21 protein-coding genes and 1 riboswitch are annotated in these 22,808 nt (G+C 63.3%); of the genes, 15 read left to right on the top strand and 6 right to left on the bottom strand.

Annotated features, from left to right (window positions below):
- The first annotated feature begins 1 nt into the window (after position 1).
- Positions 2 to 259, top strand: a complete 258-nt coding sequence (locus VL598_RS11160; protein ID WP_325326776.1) for a hypothetical protein — start codon at positions 2 to 4, stop codon at positions 257 to 259.
- A gap of 17 nt (positions 260 to 276) precedes the next feature.
- On the opposite strand, the gene VL598_RS11155 is transcribed toward VL598_RS11160, so the two are convergent.
- Positions 277 to 1,194 (bottom strand): CopD family protein, encoded by a 918-nt coding sequence (locus tag VL598_RS11155; protein WP_325326775.1) that lies wholly within the window; start codon positions 1,192 to 1,194, stop codon positions 277 to 279.
- 604 nt (positions 1,195 to 1,798) lie between these two features.
- On the opposite strand from VL598_RS11155, the gene VL598_RS11150 reads away from it, so the two are divergent.
- From VL598_RS11150 to VL598_RS11140, 3 genes are all read left to right on the top strand, one after another.
- Positions 1,799 to 2,518: a c-type cytochrome gene (locus VL598_RS11150; RefSeq protein WP_325326774.1), complete on the top strand. Its 720-nt coding sequence runs from the start codon at positions 1,799 to 1,801 to the stop codon at positions 2,516 to 2,518.
- A gap of 19 nt (positions 2,519 to 2,537) precedes the next feature.
- Entirely contained in the window at positions 2,538 to 3,833 is a 1,296-nt protein-coding gene (locus tag VL598_RS11145; RefSeq protein ID WP_325326773.1) for a cytochrome c, read from the top strand.
- A 241-nt stretch (positions 3,834 to 4,074) separates the two neighbouring features.
- Entirely contained in the window at positions 4,075 to 5,718 is a 1,644-nt protein-coding gene (locus VL598_RS11140; RefSeq protein ID WP_325326772.1) for a DEAD/DEAH box helicase, read from the top strand.
- A 70-nt stretch (positions 5,719 to 5,788) separates the two neighbouring features.
- Here the strand turns inward: VL598_RS11140 and VL598_RS11135 are convergent, their stop codons facing one another.
- Complete coding sequence (locus tag VL598_RS11135) at positions 5,789 to 6,340, bottom strand: hypothetical protein (RefSeq protein WP_325326771.1); 552 nt, start codon at positions 6,338 to 6,340, stop codon at positions 5,789 to 5,791.
- Between the two features lie 77 nt (positions 6,341 to 6,417).
- Positions 6,418 to 7,245 carry a ferritin-like domain-containing protein gene (locus VL598_RS11130; protein WP_325326770.1) on the bottom strand — a complete coding sequence of 276 codons (828 nt, stop codon included), beginning with the start codon at positions 7,243 to 7,245 and terminating at the stop codon, positions 6,418 to 6,420.
- 479 nt (positions 7,246 to 7,724) lie between these two features.
- On the opposite strand from VL598_RS11130, the gene VL598_RS11125 reads away from it, so the two are divergent.
- Both VL598_RS11125 and VL598_RS11120 read left to right on the top strand, forming a co-directional pair.
- Positions 7,725 to 8,510: a DeoR/GlpR family DNA-binding transcription regulator gene (locus VL598_RS11125; protein ID WP_325326769.1), complete on the top strand. Its 786-nt coding sequence runs from the start codon at positions 7,725 to 7,727 to the stop codon at positions 8,508 to 8,510.
- Positions 8,511 to 8,850: 340 nt separating this feature from the next.
- Positions 8,851 to 9,048, top strand: coding sequence for a hypothetical protein (locus VL598_RS11120; RefSeq protein ID WP_325326768.1), 198 nt, complete (start codon positions 8,851 to 8,853; stop codon positions 9,046 to 9,048).
- A gap of 254 nt (positions 9,049 to 9,302) precedes the next feature.
- Here VL598_RS11120 and VL598_RS11115 read toward each other — a convergent pair whose 3' ends face one another.
- Positions 9,303 to 9,668, bottom strand: a complete 366-nt coding sequence (locus tag VL598_RS11115) for a hypothetical protein (RefSeq protein ID WP_325326767.1) — start codon at positions 9,666 to 9,668, stop codon at positions 9,303 to 9,305.
- A 240-nt stretch (positions 9,669 to 9,908) separates the two neighbouring features.
- Here VL598_RS11115 and glpD point away from each other — a divergent pair, with 240 nt between their 5' ends.
- From glpD to VL598_RS11100, 3 genes are all read left to right on the top strand, one after another.
- Positions 9,909 to 11,462 carry a glycerol-3-phosphate dehydrogenase gene (gene glpD / locus VL598_RS11110; RefSeq protein WP_325326779.1) on the top strand — a complete coding sequence of 518 codons (1,554 nt, stop codon included), beginning with the start codon at positions 9,909 to 9,911 and terminating at the stop codon, positions 11,460 to 11,462.
- A 66-nt stretch (positions 11,463 to 11,528) separates the two neighbouring features.
- Entirely contained in the window at positions 11,529 to 13,031 is a 1,503-nt protein-coding gene (glpK, locus tag VL598_RS11105) for a glycerol kinase GlpK (protein ID WP_325326766.1), read from the top strand.
- A 134-nt stretch (positions 13,032 to 13,165) separates the two neighbouring features.
- Complete coding sequence (locus tag VL598_RS11100) at positions 13,166 to 13,873, top strand: MIP/aquaporin family protein (RefSeq protein ID WP_325326765.1); 708 nt, start codon at positions 13,166 to 13,168, stop codon at positions 13,871 to 13,873.
- A 169-nt stretch (positions 13,874 to 14,042) separates the two neighbouring features.
- Here the strand turns inward: VL598_RS11100 and ribB are convergent, their stop codons facing one another.
- On the bottom strand, positions 14,043 to 14,735 hold the full coding sequence (ribB, locus tag VL598_RS11095) for a 3,4-dihydroxy-2-butanone-4-phosphate synthase (protein ID WP_325326764.1): 693 nt from the start codon (positions 14,733 to 14,735) through the stop codon (positions 14,043 to 14,045).
- A gap of 143 nt (positions 14,736 to 14,878) precedes the next feature.
- Positions 14,879 to 15,031, bottom strand: a riboswitch (FMN riboswitch).
- Positions 15,032 to 15,485: 454 nt separating this feature from the next.
- Here ribB and miaB point away from each other — a divergent pair.
- The 4 genes from miaB to VL598_RS11075 all read left to right on the top strand — a co-directional run bounded on the left by miaB (position 15,486) and on the right by VL598_RS11075 (position 19,220).
- Positions 15,486 to 16,847 carry a tRNA (N6-isopentenyl adenosine(37)-C2)-methylthiotransferase MiaB gene (gene miaB / locus VL598_RS11090; protein WP_325326763.1) on the top strand — a complete coding sequence of 454 codons (1,362 nt, stop codon included), beginning with the start codon at positions 15,486 to 15,488 and terminating at the stop codon, positions 16,845 to 16,847.
- A 30-nt stretch (positions 16,848 to 16,877) separates the two neighbouring features.
- Positions 16,878 to 17,954: a PhoH family protein gene (locus VL598_RS11085; RefSeq protein ID WP_325326762.1), complete on the top strand. Its 1,077-nt coding sequence runs from the start codon at positions 16,878 to 16,880 to the stop codon at positions 17,952 to 17,954.
- 72 nt (positions 17,955 to 18,026) lie between these two features.
- Positions 18,027 to 18,506: an rRNA maturation RNase YbeY gene (gene ybeY, locus VL598_RS11080; RefSeq protein ID WP_325326761.1), complete on the top strand. Its 480-nt coding sequence runs from the start codon at positions 18,027 to 18,029 to the stop codon at positions 18,504 to 18,506.
- 36 nt (positions 18,507 to 18,542) lie between these two features.
- Positions 18,543 to 19,220 (top strand): gamma-glutamylcyclotransferase, encoded by a 678-nt coding sequence (locus tag VL598_RS11075; RefSeq protein WP_325326760.1) that lies wholly within the window; start codon positions 18,543 to 18,545, stop codon positions 19,218 to 19,220.
- Between the two features lie 68 nt (positions 19,221 to 19,288).
- Here the strand turns inward: VL598_RS11075 and VL598_RS11070 are convergent, their stop codons facing one another.
- Positions 19,289 to 19,900 (bottom strand): DUF4337 domain-containing protein, encoded by a 612-nt coding sequence (locus VL598_RS11070; protein WP_325326759.1) that lies wholly within the window; start codon positions 19,898 to 19,900, stop codon positions 19,289 to 19,291.
- 181 nt (positions 19,901 to 20,081) lie between these two features.
- Between VL598_RS11070 and VL598_RS11065 the strand changes: the two genes are divergently transcribed.
- A complete protein-coding gene (locus tag VL598_RS11065) occupies positions 20,082 to 20,975 on the top strand; it encodes an HlyC/CorC family transporter (protein ID WP_325326758.1) in 894 nt (297 codons plus the stop codon).
- Positions 20,976 to 22,691, top strand: coding sequence for an apolipoprotein N-acyltransferase (gene lnt, locus VL598_RS11060; protein ID WP_325326757.1), 1,716 nt, complete (start codon positions 20,976 to 20,978; stop codon positions 22,689 to 22,691).
- The last annotated feature ends 117 nt before the right edge of the window (positions 22,692 to 22,808 follow it).

The following is a 22,808-nucleotide window of genomic DNA, read 5'->3' as shown; positions in this document are numbered from 1 at the left end:
GGTGGGCGCGCTTGTTGTCTTTGGCGTGCTGCGTGTGCTGGCCGCGGCCATCGCTTGGGGCCGCGGCTGGCATGTCGCTTCTGTCGAAAAGGCCGCGATCGCCGCCGCCGTGCTGTATTGCCTGCCGCAGCTTGCCGACCTGCTCACGCACGCGCATGTGCTGCCGAGCACGGCCGCCGAGCTCGAAGGTAAGGCAGCCGGCTGCGCGATCGCGTTATTTTGCGCGCCAATCGTAAGCCACAAGCTGGGTTACGAATGAACGCGTGAACCCCGAACTCACGCGGGCGCCGTTTGTGCGAGCACCGACGCGACGATGAAGACCGCCAGTATCAAGAAGGCCTCCAGGTGCAGCACGTTGTTGAACGTATGCGCATCGGCCGTCGATGCCGAGCGACGCAGGCGCGGCAATACCGAAATGCGGTTGAGCCCCCCGAACAAGACAGCAAGCAGCACGAGCGCAAGCTTGAGCGCCAGCACGTGGCCCCAAGGGCTCGTGCGTAACGCCGACAGCTCGCCGCCGAGCCCTCGCTCAGCCGCAAAGAGGCCCGTCGCGACGACCACGATGAAAGCAATCAACGACGTCGACGAGACACGATCGGCGGTGCGGATGAGCGCGCCGCGCGTGACGGACGTGTCAAGCGCGGGCAATACGATAAAGCCGCCGGCGAGAACGAGCCCGCCCCACGTCGCGGTCGAAATCATATGCAAAAGCTGCACGGCCGCCGCGATCGACACCACGCCCGCATCCGCGGTATGACCGAGCAGTGCTGCGCCGGCCGCGCAAGCCAAGAGGGCAAGTGCCAGCATGACCTGGCCGAACCGCCCGCCGTGATACAGACAGGCGGCGATCGCGAGGACGGCCGCCCCACCGAACGCCACGCACCAGGCATGGCCTACCTGCGTCTTCACAAGCACATCGGGAAGAACGGCCACGCCGCCCAGCAGGTCTGTCCCGCTGATCGAGGCAGCCTCATAGAGCAGCCAGCCGCCGTCCGCGAGCACCAGGACCAGCGCGGCCACGACGATCGACGTGCGCGCACGATGCCAAGCGAGATGAGCACTTGCGGTGCGCGGCTGCGCACCGTCGGCAGCAAGCCATCGCTCGAACAGTATCGAGCCCACGGCGAGGGCAAAAGCCACGTTCATCAGCGCGGCAAGCGTTGCCTGTCCGACCAGCAGTCCGTCCACGTTCATCGCGCAGGAAGCTCCGTCGATTGCAGCACAACTCGGGGCAAGAACGGCTTTAGCAACGTGCCGCGTGGCACGCCCAAGGACGGAGGGAAAGGCTTCATGGGCAAACGACCGAAAGAAAATACGGCAAAAGCGCAAAGCTTGACTGACACGTGGCGCCCTAGCAAAAGGGTCAAGCGAGAGTGTACGCCCACCCTTGCCGCAACGGCCAAGCGCCGCGGGTTGTCGGCCATTGCGACAGACGCAACGCCATCAGGAGTCCTTGCATCCCGTGGCCCCATTGCGCGTCCGCGAAATGCGCCACAAGTTCACTCGCTCGGTTATTTGCTCAACGCAATCGATGTTGCGCTCGCTTCTAGCAGCCAGCCACTGCTGCTGCTACGCCACGCGGCAGATTGCCGCAGCACCAAAAGTGGCCAGACCACTGGCCGATTGCGAATAGCCCGTAGCATCCTTCGATGATAGACTGCGTCGCAACGTCGCAGGAGCCGGCCGAAAATGGCGATGCGTTCAGTCCACATCCGGCAGCCAAGATCCAATCACAGAGAGAGCCATCCGGGTCTCCCGAAGCCCGGCAGGTCCCACGAATAACGATGGAGAGCTACGCGTGTTTTCAAAACGCAATTTCCGCCCGCTACTCGCCTTTCTGTTGATTGGGGCAGCCGGCATCGACTCTGTTGCGCAAGCGCAAACTCAGCCTCAGGCACCCGACACCATTGAAGCACGCGTGCGGGCCTGCATGGCCTGCCACGGCAAGCATGGCGAGGGGACAGAGAACGATTACTTTCCGCGTCTCGCGGGCAAGCCGACCGAGTACCTGTTCAACCAGTTGCAGAACTTCCGCGACGGGCGGCGCAAGTATCCGCCGATGAACTACCTCGTGACCTATCTCTCGGACGACTACCTGCACGAGATCGCGGAGTACTTTTCGAAGCAGCGCCCGCCCTATCCCCCGCCGACCAAGCCGACTGTCTCCGCTGAAACGCTCGCACGCGGCCGGGGGATCGTGCTCAACGGCGACGCCGGGAAAAACATCCCAGCCTGTGCCGCTTGTCACGGCAAAGAGCTCACGGGCATGGAGCCGGCCATTCCGGGGCTCGTCGGCCTGCATCAGGACTACATGAGCGCGCAGCTCGGCGCTTGGCGCGCCGGCGGACGTCATGCAAAGGCGCCCGACTGCATGCATGAAATCTCGCTGCGGCTTTCCGACGACGACGTTAGCGCAGTCGCCGCCTGGCTTGCGACGCAGCCCGCTCCGCAAAACCCGGTTCCGGCTCCGGCCCGCTCGATGAAGACGCCGCTTGCCTGCGGCAGCGAACCGCAGTAAGCGGGAGGAGACAGATACGATGAAACGCAAGACTTTGTTCGCGCTTTCGGCTGTCATCGTGGTGGTGGCGGCTCTCGGCACCGTCCTCTGGTCCGCTGGCGACGATCTGCTCAACGGGACCGCCATGGCTGCCACGCCTGCCGATCAAGCCGCGCTCGTCAAGCGCGGGGAGTACCTCGCCCGCGCCGGCGATTGCGTTGCCTGCCATAGCGTTCGCGGCGGCAAGGAGTTCGCGGGCGGGCTGCCTATGGTGACGCCTTTCGGCACGCTCTACACGCCGAACATCACGCCCGATGATCGATACGGCATCGGCAAATGGTCCGCCGACGACTTTTACCGCGCGCTTCACACGGGCCGCTCCAAGGACGGCAGCCTGCTTTATCCGGCTTTTCCGTTTGCGAGCTACACCAATGTGAAGCGCGCCGATTCCGACGCGATCTATGCATACCTACGCACGGTCGCGCCCGTGGCGGTACCAAGCCGGGCGCACGAGCTGCGTTTCCCGTTCAATAACCGCAACCTGCTGATTGGCTGGCGCACGCTCTTTTTCACCGAGGGCGAGTACAAGGACGACCCGACAAAGTCAGTCGAATGGAATCGCGGCGCCTATCTTGTCCAAGGGCTAGGCCACTGCTCGATGTGCCATACGTCGATCAACTTGATGGGTGGTCCAGTCAGCTCGGCGGAGTTCGCCGGCGGTCTGATCCCGCTTCAGAACTGGTACGCGCCATCGCTGACGTCGAACAAGGAAGCGGGTCTTGGCGACTGGGAGATCAACGACATCGCCGACCTGCTGAAAAAGGGCGTCTCGCAGCGCGGGGCCGTCTTCGGGCCCATGGCCGAAGTCGTCCACGACAGCATGCAATACATGTCGGATGAGGACATCCGTGCGATGGCCACCTATCTGAAGACGATCCCGCAAAAGAGTGAGGCGCCAGAAACTTTGCAGTACCAGACGTCCGAGAAGTTCGGTGGCGAGCTGCTCCAACTGGGTAAGCAGGTCTATACCGATCACTGTGCAACATGCCACGCCGACAACGGTTTGGGCATGCCGCCAAACTTCCCGCCGCTCGCCAACAACCCGTCGATTCAGATGCAGTCAGCCGTCAACCCGATCCGCATGGTGCTCAACGGCGGATATCCGCCGAGTACGTCCAACAATCCGAAACCGTACGGCATGCCGCCGTTCGCGCAATCACTGTCGAACCAGGAAGTGGCCGCCGTGGTAACGTACATCCGCATGTCGTGGGGCAACCATGGCTCGCCAATCTCGCCGCAGCAGGTGAGCGACCTTCGGTCTGCGCCGCTCGATTAAGCGCATGACGCATAAGGGCGCGGCCACCGGGGCAACGGCGGCCGCGCTCTTCGTTTTTGGGGTGTGGCCGTCCGTCGCGCCCTTTTGTTCCTTCCCGGTGTAGTCTATCGGCCGTCCCGACGGCCGTCGACGCTCCCGAGCGCCCTTACGTACCGCTTACGCACCGTTTTACTTGCCCGCTTCAGCTCGCCGATCGGGCACGCGAGCGAGCCGCTTTACCCCGCATTCAAGCAAATAATTTATGTCCTTTGATTCTCTCGGCTTGTCCGAACCCATCGTACGGGCCATCCATGAGCTGGGCTACAGCTCGCCGACTCCGATTCAGAAACAAGCGATTCCCGCCGTCCTGCAAGGCGGTGACCTGCTCGCAGGTGCCCAGACCGGCACGGGCAAGACGGCCGGCTTCACGCTACCGATCCTCGAGCGCCTTGCAAGTCCGCGCTCGCCCCAGGGTGCGAGCGTGGGCAAGCGCGCCGTGCGCGCGCTGATCCTTGCGCCGACGCGCGAACTCGCAGCGCAGGTCGAGGAAAGCGTGCAGGCGTACGGCAAGTACCTGAAGCTCAAATCCGCCGTGCTGTTCGGCGGTGTGGGCATTCACCCGCAGATCGAAGCGCTGAAGCGCGGCATCGACATCGTCGTTGCCACACCGGGCCGGCTGCTCGATCACATGCAGCAAAAAACGATCGATGTGTCGCAGCTCGAAATCCTCGTGCTGGACGAGGCCGACCGCATGCTCGACATGGGCTTCATCCACGACATCAAACGCGTGCTGGCTAAGTTGCCGCCGAAGCGCCAGAACCTGCTCTTCTCAGCCACCTTCTCCGACGAGATCAAGGCTCTCGCAGATAGCCTGCTCGATGCGCCCGCCCTTATCGAAGTGGCGCGCCGCAATACGACGGCGGAACTCGTCGCCCAAACGGTCCATCCCGTGGACCGCGATCGCAAGCGCGAACTGCTGACCCACCTCATCCAAAGCCGCGGCTGGTTTCAGGTGCTCGTCTTCGCGCGCACCAAGCACGGTGCGAACCGCCTTGCCGAACAACTGACGAAGGACGGCATCAGCGCACTCGCTATCCACGGCAACAAGAGCCAGTCTGCGCGCACGCGCGCGCTGAGCGAGTTCAAGGACGGCACACTGCAGGTTCTCGTCGCCACCGATATCGCGGCGCGCGGGATCGACATTGACCAATTGCCTTATGTCGTCAACTTCGATCTGCCGAACGTGCCGGAGGACTACGTGCATCGTATCGGCCGCACAGGCCGCGCCGGCGCGAGCGGCGAAGCCGTATCGCTGGTTTGCGTCGACGAGCGGCAATTGCTGAAGGACATCGAAAAGCTGATCAAGCGGACGGTGCCGCAGGAAGTCATCCCGGGCTTCGAACCCGACCCGAACGCCAAGCCCGAACCGATTCAGCAACGCCGTGGGCAAAACGGCGCAAACCGTACGCCACGCGCGCCGCAGGCCGACACAGAGGGGACGCGCTCGAAGCAGACCCGGCAGCCGGCGCCGCGTGAAGAGACACGCCAGAGCAAGCCGAACGATGCCCCGCGTAACGGCCCTGGCCGCGGCGCCCCTGGCGACCGACGCCAGCCCGACAACATCCGCCAGGCCAAAGCAGGCGAGACAAATGGGGGCGAGGCCAAAGCAAGAGAGAGGAAAGCCGGGGATTCGAAACGGCACGACGCCAAGCCGAGTCATGCAGTCAAGCCCAGCGGCGTCAAGTCGAACCCCAGGACGCGTGAGGATCGGCGTGAGCCCGCTCATCGCGATGTGTCGTCACACGGGATGCCCGCTCGCCAAAAGCAGCCGAGCAACCCGGGAGCGCTGCTCGGCGGGCGGCCACGCTCAAGCGATTCGACGGGCGGCAAGCCGCCGCGCGGCTAACTCGCTACCGCTACTCGGGTGCTCGGAGGCTTGAGCGCCCGACCTCCGCGGACGACAGCCCGCCCGCGAATCAGTCGCCGCTTGTGCTGCTTGCGGGTCGCCGCGCCTGTGCTGCAAGTCGCAAGCGATCGATCTGGCGCCCCCAGCGGCTGAGCACGGCGTCGCTGCTGGGCGCTTCGAGCTCGAAGGCGATACCGCTCGTGAGCTTCGCATAGGCAACCCGCTGCGCTTGTACCGTTTCGATGGAGGCATCGAAACATGCGAGCTCGCCGTCGTCAGGCAGGGCGTCGACCGTCAACCGCACCTGAAAAAACGCCGCATCGTAGACAAACGCCAAGGTGGCACGCGCACGCCCTTGTGCGGCTTGTTCGCGCAACGCACGGGCCGCACGGGCTGTCGGCCAGAGCAAAAACAACAGCGCATGGGAGTCCGGCGCGTAAAGCTCGCCCGCGCTCAATAGCGACGTATGCGGGCACCCCTCGGCATCGACGGTGACGAGCGATGCCGTGAAACCCGCCTTTGCGGCGAGTTCGGTGCCATCGAACAAAGCCCGAAGTTCGGGCGCCCATTCGTTGCGGACTTGCGTATCGAGCGCACTCGCTCGGGAAGACGGATCGCTCATCGAACATCTACCAAAAAATGCAGCAGCGCCAAGCACGCCGCGCGTCCTGCTGCCGCGCGCTTAGCGCCGCCGGCGCTTCACCGGAAGAACACGTGCTGAGTAAGCTTGGCTATCGGATAGTGCACGCCAGGTTGAATGCGTGCCGGAATATTCAGCGGCTTGAGCAGCATCTTCACGCACATGTCCGCCGAGAGATTGCGTCGTACCAGCGCATTGATGCGTGCGGCCCGCTCGCGGTTTGCGGCCGTATCCTGCACGCGCTCGGGATAGCGAATCGCGAACACGTGCCGAAACGCGATCTCGGAATCCTCGCTCTTGATCTCCATCAGGCGACGCAACAGCGCGCCCAATATCGTCAGCCGACCGTTGCCCTCGATCGCGTTGTACTTCCGGAAGTACCGGAAAAAGTGCTTGTAGTGACGGACTTCATCGGTGCGGATGTGATCGGTGATCTCCTTCAGCACGGGCTCGTCCGAGCACTCGTTGATAGCCCGGTAGAGCGTCGCGGTGCCCGTCTCCACGACACAACGGGCGACCATCTCAAGCGCGCGCGTTTTCTCGAATTCCTCGATCGTGCACGTCTTGGAGTATTCGTCGAAGAAATTGCGAAATGCGGTATCCCAATCGAACTCGGGCCAAACGTGTCCGATGTAGGCCTTCAAGGCCCGCCCGTGCTGCAGCTCCTCCGGCTCCCACTGGCTGTTCAGCCATGCGGAAACCTCCGGATCATCGTCGAAGTAGGCGGAAAGGTTGCTCGTGTACAGATCCGTACCGCTTTCGATGAACGATGCCGCGCATAAGAGCAACAGCAAATCCTCGTTCGCCGCGGCGCGTTGCCGATCGATCCGCGTCAGATCGATGTCCTCGATACGCCAGGGCATCACATGCGTGGAGTCCCTATTCATTGCCTTGAAGCTCCCAAAGCCGCATTCCATCTGCCGGCGCGCGGCCTGGTCGGCTCGCGAGAAAACCCGGACACCATACGTCGAAGCCGGCATTTGCCTGCCAAATCGAACGCGGCGACATCCAATCGATTAACGTTATGTATGTACCGGCATGTTAGCCGGAGTTCACTGGAAACGTTCCGGTACGCACAAATGACAGGCCGACTGGACGACCGGTTCCGGCCAGCGCCGCAGCGACACGGTGCATATTCTTTCAGCGTGTAACAAGGGAGCCTCGCCCTGCGCGCCCCTCGCCCCCTGCCCTGCATCCCCCGTGCCTTGTTCCCTGCGCCCCCAGCATCGCTGCGTCTCCCGCTTGGCCCCAAGCTGGGCGCTCCAGTGCCGCTGGCCGGCAGCAGACCGACGGCAGGCGTCGATCATCCTTTGAATGAAGGTCTTACAATACCGTCACCTGAACTTGCCGGCCCGCCAGCCACGCCATGACCCGAGACCCCCGCTTGAGCCTGAACGCGCGCCAACAGGAGCTGCTCGAATGGGTGCAGCGCGATGGCTTCGTGACGGTCGAGGATCTTGCCGCGCATTTCGATGTGACACCGCAGACGATCCGGCGCGACGTCAACTGGCTCGCGGACATGAACCTCCTGCGTCGCTATCACGGCGGCGCCAGCCTGCCGACGAGCTCAGAGAACGTCTCCTACACAGCTCGCCAGCGCATGTTCCATGAGGAAAAGCGCCGCATTGCCGCACTCGTCGCCGCACATATACCCGATCAAGCGTCGCTCCTCATCAACCTCGGCACGACGACAGAGGAAGTGGCGCGTGCGCTCAATCGGCACCGCGGATTACGCGTCATTACCAACAACTTGAATGTCGCCACGATGATGAGCGGCTACCCCGAGTGCGAAGTGCTGATAACGGGCGGCATCGTGCGCCCCTGGGACAAAGGTATCGTCGGCGAGCTCGCCATTGATTTCATCCGACAATTCAGGGTCGACTTTGCGATCATCGGCACCTCGAGCATTGAGCCGGACGGCACGCTACGCGATTTCGATACCCGCGAGGTGCGCGTGGCCGAAGCCATCATCGAGCATTCGCGCACCGTCTATCTGGCCGCCGACCATTCGAAGTTCGGCCGCCCCGCACTCGTGCGCCAAGGCCATCTCAATCAAGTTGATGCCCTGTTCACCGATGCTCCTGTACCGCCCGACATGACAGAGGCGATTGCAGCGGCCGGCACGCAGCTGTACGTGGCCAGCTCGCAGTAGCCCAGCCCGCTGCCGTCCGAAGGCGGCTCTTTACCCCGATTGTTTTGATCGTCGCCAGGCGCTCATGCAGCCCGCCCCCCTACGCATGGTGCGTCGCACGCAAAACCTCAAGTGATTTCACGAAGTGACAGCGTACGGTAGACCGCTCATGTCGCTTTGAAATGTCAAACTAAAAATATTTGGGGACGATTTGGACACGAGCGTGCGCTTGACTACACTGCAGATCCCCGGCGTGTGCCTCGAGCGCACGTTGCGGTAACTTTCCTCGCCCCGATAGGTCGAGCACCTGAGCAACCGAATCGCAAGTTGCGATGCACCTCGATTGTCCATGGAGAGAACGATGCTGAGTCCGCATGAATTCGCCACACTGCTACTTGTCAAAGATGCTCCCAACCAAGTCGACATGAACCGGGAGGAGCTTGATGCCTTGCTCGAGCACCAGCTCGTGCGGCTCGAGAACCTTGCCTCTGGTCACCGAGAATTGCGACTTACCGAGTCAGGCGACTCGGCCCTCAAAGCGATCAAACGTTTCTCCTGAGCCTTACCAGCACATCCGCTTTTTCTTGCCCGGCGAGCGCGTCGCGCGGCAGCGTTGTTTGTTGTGGCCGTGAGGTACACGCTGAGTTGCCGACAACTTGGTGCTTCATGCACTGTGTCGACACGTAAAGCGCATTGCTTCGGCTTCGCGGCTCGCCAGCGAGATTGGGCACTGCATGGCAGCCGCCATGCAGTGCCCAATCTCGCGGTTGCAAAGACGCTTCGGAGGCAGGGTATCCGTGCAATACGCCTATCCTATCCGCCCCGCAGCGACGGATCGACCGGTGCGCGCCAATCGATCGCCTGCACGCGGGCATCGTTGAAAAACTTTATCCACGCCAGCCGCGCGGCGGCATCGCCTGACGCCAACGCGGCGTGCCGCTCAGCGAGCGACGCCTCAAAGGCGCAATAGTCCGATTCGCTGATCCCCCCATGGCGATAGGCCACATAGGCATCCAGGAGCGTGGAATAGACGGCCTGTGCGTCGGCCCTGTAGTCCGTCTGCGCGCCGCAGCGTGCCTGTAACGCAGAAAACGGGGGGGCCCCGAACCCCGCTACGCCCGCACATCCTGCGACCAGCCATACGGCCGCCATCGCGCCGCCGAGTCCGAAAAGACGCATCGTCCACCTCTCTCGAAGTTTTCCCCATGGTAGCGTCCCCCGTGCCGCGTTGCGGCGGCTTCGAGCACACCACGGGCAATACCCGGTTTCCGCCCGGTCTTTACATGTTCGAAAATGTTCGATAAATTTCGAAATCGAACATTACCCGTTCGCTTTATTTCCATTCGGTTCGGACGGCCTTTTTGGCACCGGCCGAAGCACAAAGGGCAAAGGGTGGCGCAAGTGGCCGAACTTGAACGGCTGACGGCCGAAAGACGTTACGATCTACTTGTCATTGGGGGCGGGATCAATGGCGCCGGCATCGCGCGCGACGCAGCGGGGCGCGGACTTTCGGTGCTGCTCGTCGAGCAACACGATCTCGCCGCGCACACGTCGTCGTCGAGCACGAAGCTGATCCACGGCGGGCTGCGTTACCTCGAGTACAGGGAGTTCGGGCTCGTCCGCAAGGCGCTCAAGGAGCGCGAGACGCTGCTGCGCGCCGCGCCCCATCTCATCGGGCCGCTGCGCTTCGTCATGCCGCATAGCCCGAACCTGCGTCCGGCCTGGCTGATCCGCGCCGGACTTTTCCTCTACGATCACCTCGCGCGGCGCGAGTTGCTGCCCGGCTCGCGCGGCATCCTCATGCGAGACCATCCTGCGGGAGCCCCGCTCGTCGAGTCGATCGAACGCGGCTTCGTATACTCCGATGCCCGGGTTGACGACGCACGGCTCGTGGTCCTCAATGCGCTCGACGCGCGCGAGCACGGCGCCACGATCGCGACGCGCGTGAAGCTCGTCAAAGCCGAGCGCGACGAGCACGAGTGGCACTGCGAGCTGCAACAGCGCAACGGCTCGCGCCTTGCCGTGCGCGCCCGGGCGCTTGTCAATGCAACGGGGCCGTGGGTGGGGCAACTGCTGCACGATGCAGTCGGCCGCAATGCCCGGCATCACGTCCGGCTCGTCAAAGGCAGCCACATCGTCACTCGGCGCCTGTTCGAACATGACCACGCCTACATCTTTCAGAATCCGGACAATCGGATCATCTTCGCGATCCCCTATGAGGACGAGTTCACGCTAATCGGCACGACCGATGTCGAATACCTTGGCGATCCAGCGCGAGTCGCCATTGCCGAGGACGAAGAACGTTATCTGTGCGAATCAGTCAACCGCTACTTCAAGCGTAAGATCTCGCCGGCCGACATCTGCTGGCGCTACTCGGGCGTGCGGCCGCTTCTCGAGGAGGAAGGTGCCGACAATCCCTCGGCCGTCACGCGGGATTACCGGCTGGAGCTCGACTTGGGTGCGCAACGCTCAGGTGCTCCGCTGCTATCGGTGTTCGGCGGAAAGATCACCACGTTTCGCAAGCTCGCCGAGGAAGCCGTCGATCAGCTATGCGGGACCCTGCACTACCCGGTACGTGCATGGACTGCGGGCGTGCCGCTGCCTGGCGGCGACATCGCGCACGCCCAGTTCGAACCCTTCGCCATGCGTTTTGCGAGCGAGCACACGTGGCTGCCGGCCGAGCTCGCGCGCCGCTATGCGCGTGCCTATGGGACCCTGGCCGAGCGCATCGTCGGCACAGCCAGCTCGCTCTCGGAGCTCGGCCCGGAAATTGCCCCGGGCCTCTTCGAGCGCGAGCTGGCTCACTTGCGCGACAACGAATGGGCGCAATGTGCCGACGATGTCCTTTGGCGACGCTCGAAAATCGGCTTGCATCTGAGCGCCGGCGAGCTCGATTCCGCGCGGGCCGACATCGACGCCTGGTTCGCCCGCTCGCCGCTGCAAGCAACTGCGGCGTCGACCCTCGCGCCATAGCGGCGCACAGGGTTTCGCCGCACAATCGCCGCGGCACACTACGACAAAACAGACGGAGGAGAGAGAATGCACGATCAATACATGCTTGCGCTCGACCAGGGCACAACGAGCTCTCGCGCCATGGTGTTCGACCGGCAAGGCAACGTGGTCTCGTTGGCCCAAAAGGAGTTTCAGCAGCTTTACCCACAGCCCGGGTGGGTCGAGCACGATCCTCGCGAAATCTGGTCGACGCAGGCGGGTGTCGCCGCGGAAGCCGTCACGCGCGCGGGATTGAACGGCAGCTCGATCGCCGCTATCGGCATCACGAATCAGCGCGAAACGACGATCGTCTGGGATCGCGAAACCGGCCAGCCCATTTACAACGCCATCGTCTGGCAAGACCGCCGGACAGCGGATTTCTGCGACACACTCAAGGCACGCGGCCTCGCGGCGACCGTGCGGGCGAAGACGGGGCTGCCGATCGACTCGTACTTCTCCGCCACGAAGATCCGGTGGATTCTCGAGCACGTCGAGGGTGCACGCGAGAAAGCGAAGCAGGGCAAGCTCGCCTTCGGGACGGTCGACAGTTGGCTCGTCTGGAACTTTACGAAGCACGCGCTGCACATCACCGATGTGACAAACGCCTCGCGTACGATGCTCTTCAATATTCACACGCTGCAATGGGACGACGAGCTACTCGAAGCGTTCGAGATCCCGCGCAGCATGCTGCCCGAGGTACGAAGCTCATCCGAGGTGTATGGTCCGACCGTCACGACGGTATTTGCGTCGAAGATCCCGCTCGCCGGCATCGCAGGCGACCAGCACGCCGCGCTGTTTGGCCAGATGTGCACGAAGTCCGGGATGGTGAAAAACACCTACGGAACCGGCTGCTTCCTCGTCATGAACACCGGCAACCAGCCGATCGAATCGAAGAACAACCTCATCACCACGCTCGCTTGGAAGATCGGCGACGAAGTCGCCTATGCGCTCGAGGGCAGCATTTTCATCGCCGGTGCCGTCGTTCAGTGGCTGCGCGACGGGCTCGGCATCATCAAATCGGCCGCCGAGGTCGAAGCGCTTGCCGCCAGCGTGCCGCACTGCGACGGCGTATATATGGTGCCGGCGTTCGCCGGACTCGGCGCGCCGCATTGGAATCCGCATGCGCGCGGCACCCTGTTCGGCGTGACCCGCGGCACAACCAGCGCACACCTCGCGCGCGCGGCGCTCGATTCGATTGCCTATCAGTCAGTCGACGTGCTCGAGGCCATGCAAGCCGATTCGGGCCTTCGCGTCGGCGAGCTGCGCGTCGACGGCGGTGCCTGTGCGAACGATCTGTTGATGCAGTTTCAGGCCGACCTGCTCGACGTCTCGGTCGTGCGTCCACGTATCAGCGAAACGACGGCGCTCGGCGCCGCCTATCTCGCAGGGCTGGCCGTCGGCTATTGGAGCAGCATCGGCGAGCTCGAGCGCCAGTGGCAGCTCGACAAGCGCTTCTCTCCATCGATGGATCGACAAGCCGCCCGCGAATGCCTCGCCGGCTGGCAACGCGCCGTCAGGGCCGCGAACGCCTGGGCCGACGCCGCGATCTGACGCGGTTGACGCGGTGTAACGCGTCTCCTCTTGCCGAGCGCATCGCCGCCCCGGCGTAGCGGTGTCACGTTGGCACAGGCGCGGCCGGCGGCGCCGCGCATCGAACAACTACACCATGAATGGAGACAACAACGATGTCACCTTTAATCGCTGAATTTCTCGGCACGGCACTGCTCGTGCTGCTAGGCAATGGCGCCGTCGCCAACGTGCTGCTTGCGCGCACCAAAGGCAAAGGCGCTGATCTCATCGTGATTGTCTGGGGCTGGGCCATGGCCGTGTTCGTTGCCGTCTACGTCACGGCATCTTTCAGCGGCGCGCACCTCAATCCTGTCGTCACCGTGAGCCTGGCGCTCGCCGGCAAGTTCGTCTGGGGCAAGGTGGCCGGCTATATGGCGGCACAGATGTTAGGCGGGATGGCGGGCGCCTTTTTCGTCTGGCTCGCCTATCGCCAACACTTCTCGACGACGGACGATCCGGACGTCAAGCTCGCGTGCTTTTGTACGGCACCGGCCATTCGCAATGTCGCGCACAACGTCATGACCGAAATGATTTGCACGTTCGTGCTGATCCTCGGCGTGCTCTACCTGGCCTCGCCGCAAGTCGGGCTGGGTGCGCTCGATGCGCTGCCCGTCGGCCTGCTCGTACTCGGCATCGGCATTTCGCTCGGCGGGCCGACCGGTTACGCGATGAGTCCCGCGCGCGATCTGGCACCGCGGCTTGTGCACGCGCTACTGCCGATACCCGGCAAACGCAATAGCGATTGGGGCTACGCGTGGATTCCCGTTCTCGGTCCGCTTGCGGGGGGCGCGGCGGCGTCGTGGGTTTATACGCACGCACATTGAGCGATGAGGGCGGTACTGAACCAAATCGTCGGAAACGGCCAGCCCAAATGGCCAACGGAAAGAAAAGATCTGCAGCTCGCCCACAAGCCACCTAGCATTGCTTGCGAGGGGCAACGCGCGCCCACTCCGGCCGTAACACGGCCGGAACACGTTTTCGGCCGGTCGCGCTTTACACGCAATCCACTTCGCTCGCCGCCTCGGCGAGCGCGCGGCGAAACGCGACGAGCTCCTCGATCGTGAGTATGGGCATGTCGTGTTTCGCTGCAAAACGCTCGACGTCGGCCCCGCGCATCATCGTGCCGTCGGGGTTCATCAGCTCGCACAACACACCAGCCGCCTTCAGGCCTGCCAGCACCGCGAGGTCGACTGTCCCCTCGGTGTGGCCACGCCGCGCAAGCACGCCGCCCGTCACTGCGCGCAGCGGAAAGACATGACCGGGACGAACGATGTCGGCAGGCTTCGCGCCCTCGGCAATGGCCGCGCGGATCGTCGTCACACGGTCGGCAGCCGAAACCCCGGTGCTGACGCCATGACGCGCCTCGATCGACACCGTAAAGCCCGTGCCATGGCGGCTTTCGTTGTTCGGCACCATCGGCGGCAAGTCGAGCGCGCGGATCGTCTCTTCGGGCAGACACAGACAGACGATGCCGCTGCACTCGCGAATCAACAACGCCATCATCTCAACGGTGAGCTGTTCCGCGGCAACGATGAGATCGGCTTCGTTCTCGCGGTCGTCGTCGTCGAGCAGAACGACGGCGCGGCCCGCGCGCATGGCTTCAAGTGCTGCCGCGATACGTGCAGGGATAGGCTGCGTGGGCAGCAGCGCAAGTTCGGCCGACGCCGTGGAAAGGGGATAGGACATGATGAAACGCTCCTCGCGGTAAGTTTGGGCGAAAAACGTTTCAGGGCTCGCAAAGAGACGCGACCGCAACGAAGGCGAAGCCAACACGGCGATAAAGGAGCACCACGAGCCGCGCGGCGCACGGCTAAGGCGCTATGAGTCTCTCGCATCTTCTTCCATCCGGACTATGACCGTCGGCTCTGGCTTCGCACCAGATCTGCTGACCCCGCAAAAGCGCGGGCGCTCGCGGGCTCACCGGCTCATACTCGAGCCGGCCTACCGCCGGTGGGGAATTTCGCCCCGCCCTGAAGACGCACAAAAATGCCGGAAATCCGGCGCCCCGCAGAATACAACAGCGACGGCAATCTTGCAGGGACGCCCGCGGCCCAGCCTTCGCGCCATCCGGTCCTAGGTTCGCTGCGCTTCGGCATGGCCGCAGTGTGCCTACGAGCCGCCGAAACATTCCCATGCCTTGCAAGCTTCGAACGCAGACGCGCAAGCCGTGGCGGCGCTCACAGTCAGGAGGCGTGCTCCGCCGTCTGCAGCGAATCGTCACGGCTACCCCTTCTATGGCAGTAATTTGTCGAGCCATTTGGCCCCGGGGAGCGCCTCGTGGCTGCGGCACGCAAAGCCCTCGCGACTTGACCGGCTATAATAGCTGGCTAGGCAGCGTACCCCGGCGAGCCCAACCGGCTGCCCTCCAAGCATCGCGCCCTATTTGCCTTAAGACTTTTACCGCCCCCAGGTCAACCACTGCGAACGGCGAGCTTTATGCCCAAGAAAGTGTATGTAAAAACCTTCGGTTGCCAGATGAACGAGTACGACTCCGACAAGATGGTCGACGTGCTCGGGCAAGCGGAAGGCCTCGTCAAGACGGATAGCCCCGAAGAGGCGGACGTCATTCTGTTCAACACGTGCTCCGTGCGCGAAAAGGCGCAGGAAAAGGTCTTTTCCGACCTCGGCCGTGTGCGCGAACTGAAGGAAGCGAAACCCGAGTTGCTGATCGGTGTCGGCGGCTGCGTCGCAAGTCAGGAAGGCGCATCGATCGTCGCGCGCGCGCCCTATGTCGATCTCGTGTTCGGTCCGCAGACGCTGCATCGCTTGCCGCAGATGATCGACGCGCGTCGCGCAAGCGGACGCCCGCAAATCGACATCTCGTTTCCCGAGATCGAGAAGTTCGACAACCTGCCGCCCGCGCGCGTGGAAGGGCCAAGCGCCTTCGTCTCGATCATGGAAGGCTGCAGCAAGTATTGCAGCTACTGCGTCGTGCCCTACACGCGTGGCGAAGAAGTCTCGCGCCCGGTGGACGACGTACTGACCGAGATCGCCGGCCTTGCCGAACAAGGCGTGCGGGAAGTGACGCTCCTGGGACAGAACGTCAACGCGTACCTCGGCCCCCTCACGGCGGGCGCATCCGAGATTGCGGATTTCGCGACGCTGATCGAGTACGTCGCCGACATGCCGGGCATCGAGCGGATTCGCTACACCACCTCGCACCCGAAAGAATTTACGCAACGGCTCATCGACGTCTACGCGAAGGTGGACAAGCTCGTCTCGCACCTGCACTTGCCCGTGCAGCACGGCTCGGATCGCATTCTGATGGCCATGAAGCGAGGCTACACCGTGCTCGAGTACAAATCGGTGATCCGCCGACTGCGTGCGATCCGCCCCGACTTGTCGCTCTCGACGGACATCATCGTCGGCTTTCCCGGCGAAACCGAGGCCGACTTCGACAAGACGATGGCACTCGTCGACGAAATGAGCTACGACACGAGCTTTTCGTTCATCTACAGCCCGCGTCCGGGCACGCCAGCGGCGAACCTGCACGACGACACGCCGCGTGAGGTGAAACTCAAGCGCTTGCAGCACTTGCAAGCCACAATCGAAGCCAATGTGGTGCGCATCAGCGAGTCGATGGTGGGCAAGGTCGAACGCATCCTCGTCGAAGGGCCGTCGCGCAAAGACCCAACCGAGCTTGCGGGGCGCACCGCCAACAACCGGGTCGTGAACTTCCCGGCGCCGGTCGCAGCGCACCCGCGTCTCATCGGCCAGATGATCGATGTGCGCATCAATCATGCTTATCCGCATTCGCTGCGTGGCGAGTTGCTGCTAATCGACGCGGCGACACATTGAGGACTCTCGTCTCAGGACTTTCGTTTTATCTTGAAAACTGCTCAGCCACTGGAATTCACCGCGCCGCGCGATGACAATGCGCGCCTTGCCAACCTCTGCGGACCGCTCGACGAAAATTTGCGGCAGATCGAGCAGGCGCTTGACGTGACGCTGCAACGGCGCGGACATCGGATTGCCATCCGCGGGCGCGGCGCGAAGCTTGCGCTGGGTGCGCTCGAAACGTTCTACAACCGCGCGCGCGAGCCGTTGTCCGTCGATGACATCCAGCTCGCACTCGTCGAAGCGCGTCATCCGGGCAACCTGTCCGGCGTTGGCGCGAACGCCGAGAGCCCGCTCGAAGCGGGCGCACGCTTCGACCCGGACCATCCGTTCGACGAGCCGGCCGGCATCGACGACGAGAACGCCGAAGAGCTCGGACCGAAGCTGTACACGCGCCGGGCCGACCTGCGCGGGCGCACGCCGGCGCAACGCACCTATTTGAAGCAGATCGTCGCGCACGATGTCACGTTCGGCGTCGGGCCGGCCGGCACGGGCAAGACCTACCTTGCCGTCGCTTGCGCCGTCGATGCGCTCGAGCGCGATCAAGTCAAACGGATCGTGCTGACGCGCCCGGCCGTGGAAGCCGGCGAGCGCCTGGGCTTTCTGCCGGGCGACCTTGCGCAGAAAGTCGACCCGTACCTGCGCCCGCTTTACGACGCGCTGTACGATCTGCTCGGATTCGACAAGACAGCGAAGATGTTCGAGCGCCAGATGATCGAGATCGCCCCGCTCGCGTATATGCGAGGGCGCACGCTCAATCACGCGTTCATCATTCTCGATGAGGCGCAAAACACGACGCCGGAGCAGATGAAGATGTTCCTCACACGCATCGGCTTCGGCTCGAAAGCCGTGGTGACAGGCGATACGACGCAGGTCGATTTGCCGCGTGGCGCGAAGAGCGGCTTGATCGAAGCGCAGCAGGTGCTTGCGGACGTGCGCGGCATTGCACTGACGCGCTTCACGAGCGCTGACGTCGTGCGTCACCCGCTCGTTGCGCGCATCGTCGAGGCGTACGACCAGCATGCGCATCCAGAGAAGAAAGATGCGTTCGGGCGCGAAGACCGGTAACGGCGCCGCACCGGCGCCCTGCTTATCGATCACCGCCTCCCCGCCATCCGACAACGACCGCCGCCCATCTGCATGAGCACGACCCGCGCGCCCCGACTGACGCTGACGCTGCAATTTCCTGCGGCTCAGTCCTATCCGAACCACAAGGCGCTGTTGACGCGCGCTCGCGTCGCGAGCTGGGTCAAGGCGGCCCTGTTCGCCGACGGAGAACTGACGCTGCGTTTCGTCGATGCGGATGAAGGCCGCGTGCTCAATCGCACCTACCGCGGCAAGGACTACGCAACGAATGTGCTGACGTTCGCCTATGCCGAGCAGGAGGAGGATCCTGTCACGGGCGACATCATCGTCTGCTGTCCTGTCATCGAGCAAGAAGCGCAGACGCAACACAAATCGCTCGAATCGCATTACGCGCATATGATTGTGCACGGTACACTGCACGCTCAGGGGTACGATCACGAAGTCGAGGACGAAGCGCTGGAAATGGAAGCGCTCGAAACCGAGATCCTCGGGCAGCTCGGCTTCCCCGACCCTTACCGCGAGCGCGAGCGATAAGCGCTCCTATCGCGGCCCCGGCGCGTTGAACCCGATATGGCCCGATTGCCCGACCTTTCCGCCCCCCGCCTCGATAACGACGCACCCGCCGCCGGCGATGACGGCTATCCGCCGCTGCTCGGCGAGGCGCGTCTGCTGTCCGACGCTGAGCTCGCCGCATCGCTTGGCCGTATGCTCAAGGACTGGGACGGCCAAAACGATCTATGGCTCTTCGGCTATGGGTCGCTCATCTGGAACCCCGGGATGCCGGCCGCCGAAAGCGTCCGTGCACGCATTAGCGGCTATCACCGCGGGCTCTATTTATGGTCTCGCGTGAACCGCGGCACGCCTGAGCAACCGGGGCTCGTGCTTGCGCTGGACCGCGGCGGCTCGTGTACAGGCGTTGCCTTCCGTCTCTCGGGCGAAACGGCGATGCCCCATCTGCAAGCACTCTGGCGACGTGAGATGCCAATGGGCTCGTACCGGCCCGCGTGGCTGCCCTGCCGGCTCGCCGACGGGCGCAACGTGCCCGCACTCGCTTTCGTCATGCGGCGCGATGTATTGACCTATACCGGCAAGCTCCCGGACTCCGTGATCAGGAGGGTGTTCGGGTGTGCGCAGGGACGCTACGGCACCACGATCGATTACGTGAGCCGTACCGTCGAAGCGCTGCGGGAAAGCGGCATACCGGATCGCGCGCTCGAGGCGCTGCTCAAGCGCTGCGCCGGAAGTTAGGGCTTGCTTCCCCGGCGCGAGGCGCCCGCGCGAGGGCTCGCCATCACCGCCCTCATCACATCACGCCATCACAGGCCGCAGGCCGCCGCGATGCCAACGAGCACGCCGCCGCCCGCCACCGCAAGCGAGGTATACAGCAGCCACTTGCGCCGCGTCAGCAACGTAATGGCCGCCAAGGAAATGGCAACTTGCGTCAATGTCGTCGCTTGCGCCCAGCGATGATGCATGTGCAACTGCTGCTCGCTCGCGGCGTCCGCGTCGAGCACCGATTTTTCTAGCGCCTCCGCGTGCACGCGAATCGGCTCCTTTCGTTTTTTGTATTTGTCGATGTCGGCCGTAAACCTGGCGCTCGCCTTGGGATCGTTCGCCGTCAGCACCTCCCCGAGCTCCGCGAGGTTTTGCTTCTGCCCTTGGGCCTGAAAGTAGTTCCACTGATCGGCGGCCTCGGTCTTGCGAATCGCCGCTTCGTTCTTGTAAAAGAGCGCGAGTCCTTCCGTCGAGCCGCCTTGGTACGTGTAGAAAGCACCGAGCGTGGCGAGCACTGCCGTCATCACTGCCACTCGCCCGGCAAACGGGTCGCCCGATCCGTGGTGCCCTTCGGATTTGGCAGCGTGAGCGCCATGAGCTGCGTGCTCAAGGGCATCGTCGTGGGGACCGTGCAGTTCAAATTCTTCCGACATATTCCTATTGCGCAAAAAACTGGGAAAAAACCAATGGCATGCGAACGATGCATGCGGTATGCGCCTTGCATAGACGCGCTGCGCGACTTTATCAGGACAATGCGAACATGGAGTGTCTTCTCGCGTGGTGTATGCTTAACTTTCCGTTGATCACGCGTCCGGCCGTCTCGGACGCTCTACCATGAACGACTCTTATCCCAGTCGACGAAACACTGGCAAACCGCAGGAAAAACGCTCGCTGCTTGAGCGTCTGACCGATTTCATTTCTCCCGAACCGGAAACGCGCAGCGAGTTGCTCGACATCCTGCAAGATGCGCACGCGCGCAGTCTCATCGATGCCGATTCGCTGTCGATGATCGAAGGCGTGTTTCAGGTATCCGATTTGTGCGCACGCGACATCATGGTCCCGCGTGCACAGATGGACGCCATCAACATCGCAGAAAGCCCCGATCGATTCATCCCGTTCGTGCTGGACAAGGCGCACTCGCGCTACCCCGTCTATGAAGGCAATCGCGACAACGTGATCGGCGTGCTGCTCGCGAAAGACCTTTTGCGCTATTACGCAGAAGCAGACTTCGACGTGCGCGGCATGCTGCGCCCGGCCGTGTTCATTCCCGAATCGAAGCGTCTGAACGTGCTGCTGCATGACTTTCGCGTCAACCGCAACCACATTGCAATCGTCGTCGATGAGTACGGTGGCGTCGCCGGCCTCATCACGATCGAGGATGTGCTCGAGCAGATCGTTGGCGACATCGAGGACGAGTACGACTTCGACGAGGAGAGCGGCAACATCATCGCATCACCCGACGGTCGCTACCGCGTGCGCGCACTGACCGAAATCGAACAGTTCAACGAGACGTTCGGCACGCAATTCCCCGACGATGAAGTCGATACGATCGGCGGGCTGGTGACTCACCATTTCGGGCGCGTGCCGCATCGCGGCGAACGCGCTCGCATCGACGATCTCGTCTTCGAGATCCTGCGTGGCGATGCGCGCCAGGTTCATATGCTGCTCGTGCGGCGCGATCCGATCGCCGGCCAGCGTGAACCGGAACCGGAGCACGCGGAGAACTGAGTGGCCGAGCCGACCTTCTCGCGCTTGCGGCCAAGCGCAAGCGCCTCAATCGAGACCCATGCCGCTAATGGCGGCACAGCCCTGAACCCTGACAGCGAGCCCGCAAGCCAGTCGCGGCCCGCTTGGCACTACCTCGTCGCACTGGCCGCCGGCGCGGCGAATACGCTCTCGTTCTCGCCCACGCCACATGGCGGCTGGCTCGGGCTCGCGATTTTCGCCTTTCTCTATGCGTGGCTCGCACGCACGACAAGCTGGAAAAGTGCGGCCCTGACAGGTGGCGTATTTGGCTTCGGAAATTTCGTCACGGGTGTCTGGTGGCTCTACGTCAGCATGCATGACTACGGCGGCATGGCCGCCCCGCTCGCCGGTGCGGCACTTGTGCTCTTTTCGCTGTACTTGGCGCTTTACCCAGCGCTCGCCGCAGGCCTTTGGTCCTTGTGCGTCGGTCATGCGGACAACGGCCGAAGCCGCGTACGCCCTTTCGCACTGACTTGGCGTGGCGCGTTCGCGTTCGCGAGTGCATGGGCACTGGCTGAATGGCTGCGCGGCACAGTGTTCACGGGATTCCCATGGCTCGCGAGCGGCTATGCGCAGGTCGACGGCCCCCTCTCCGGCTTCGCGCCCATCGTCGGCGTCTACGGCGTCAGCTGGATGACGGCGCTCGTGGCCGCGCTCGTTGTGCAGTCTGTGCAGGCCGTTGCCTTACATGCCTCGAAAGTGGATCGCCCGCGCGCGCACCAAGCGGCGGCGGCATGGCCTGCCTTGCTTGCGCTTGCAGTGATCGCAAGCGGCATCTTGCTCTCGCGGGTCGCATGGACCCAACCGGCCAACGCGCCGCTCACGGTGCGCCTGCTCCAGGGCAACGTAAAGCAGGAGATGAAGTTCGATGAAGCCGGCGTGCTGGCGGCTACCGCGCTTTATCAAAAGATGATCACCGACAAGCCCGCGGATCTGATCATCACACCTGAAACGGCCGTCCCGCTCCTTCCGCAGCAGTTTCCCGAGCCCTTCACGCGCAGCGTGCGCGCGTTTGCCGACCAAACCGGCTCCTCGGTGCTGTTGGGTGCGTTCGGCGCGACGATCACGCCCGATGGCCAGATCACTGATCCCACGAACAGCCTTTTCGGCATCACGCCGGGATCCAACGCGCTCTACCGCTACGACAAACGCCATCTGGTGCCCTTTGGCGAATTCGTGCCTTGGGGCTTTCACTGGTTCGTGCAGCTCATGAACATCCCGCTCGGTGATCTCGCACGTGGCAAGCCGGTGCAAGAACCGTTCATGGTGCGAAATCAGCCGGTCGACATCGGCATCTGCTACGAGGACATTTTTGGCGAGGAGATCGCCCGGACGCTGCGCGAAACGGCCACACCCGCCGGTGTGCTCGTCAACATCTCGAACCTCGCCTGGTTCGGCGATACGATCGCACTCGATCAGCACTTGCAGATGGCGCGCATGCGCACGATCGAGACCGGTCGCCCCCTGGTCGCCGCGACCAATACGGGCGCGACAGTAGCCATCGACGCACACGGCCGCGTGCTCGCCCGGCTGCCCGTGATGAGCGTAGGCTCACTGGATGTCAGCGTCCAAGGCATGGCGGGGCGCACGCCCTACATTGCAGCGGGAAATACGCCGGTAATCGCCGTATCGCTCGCGCTGTTGCTCGCGCTCGGTTTGGCACTCAAGCGGGATCGGCGAGCGCGCACCGCCGCCTGAACGTCTGCCTGCCCGCCATGGAGGGCGAGCAGGCGCGGTGCTGACCGAATGACAAAACAGGGAGACCGGTGCCACGCCCAGCGCTTCTCACAAGGGCCACACAACATGAGACCAACG

The sequence above is a fragment of the Trinickia sp. genome, from assembly GCF_035492435.1.
Classification (GTDB): domain Bacteria; phylum Pseudomonadota; class Gammaproteobacteria; order Burkholderiales; family Burkholderiaceae; genus Trinickia.
Note: the sequence above shows the minus strand (reverse complement) of the source record. Positions and strands in the feature narration are given on the sequence as shown.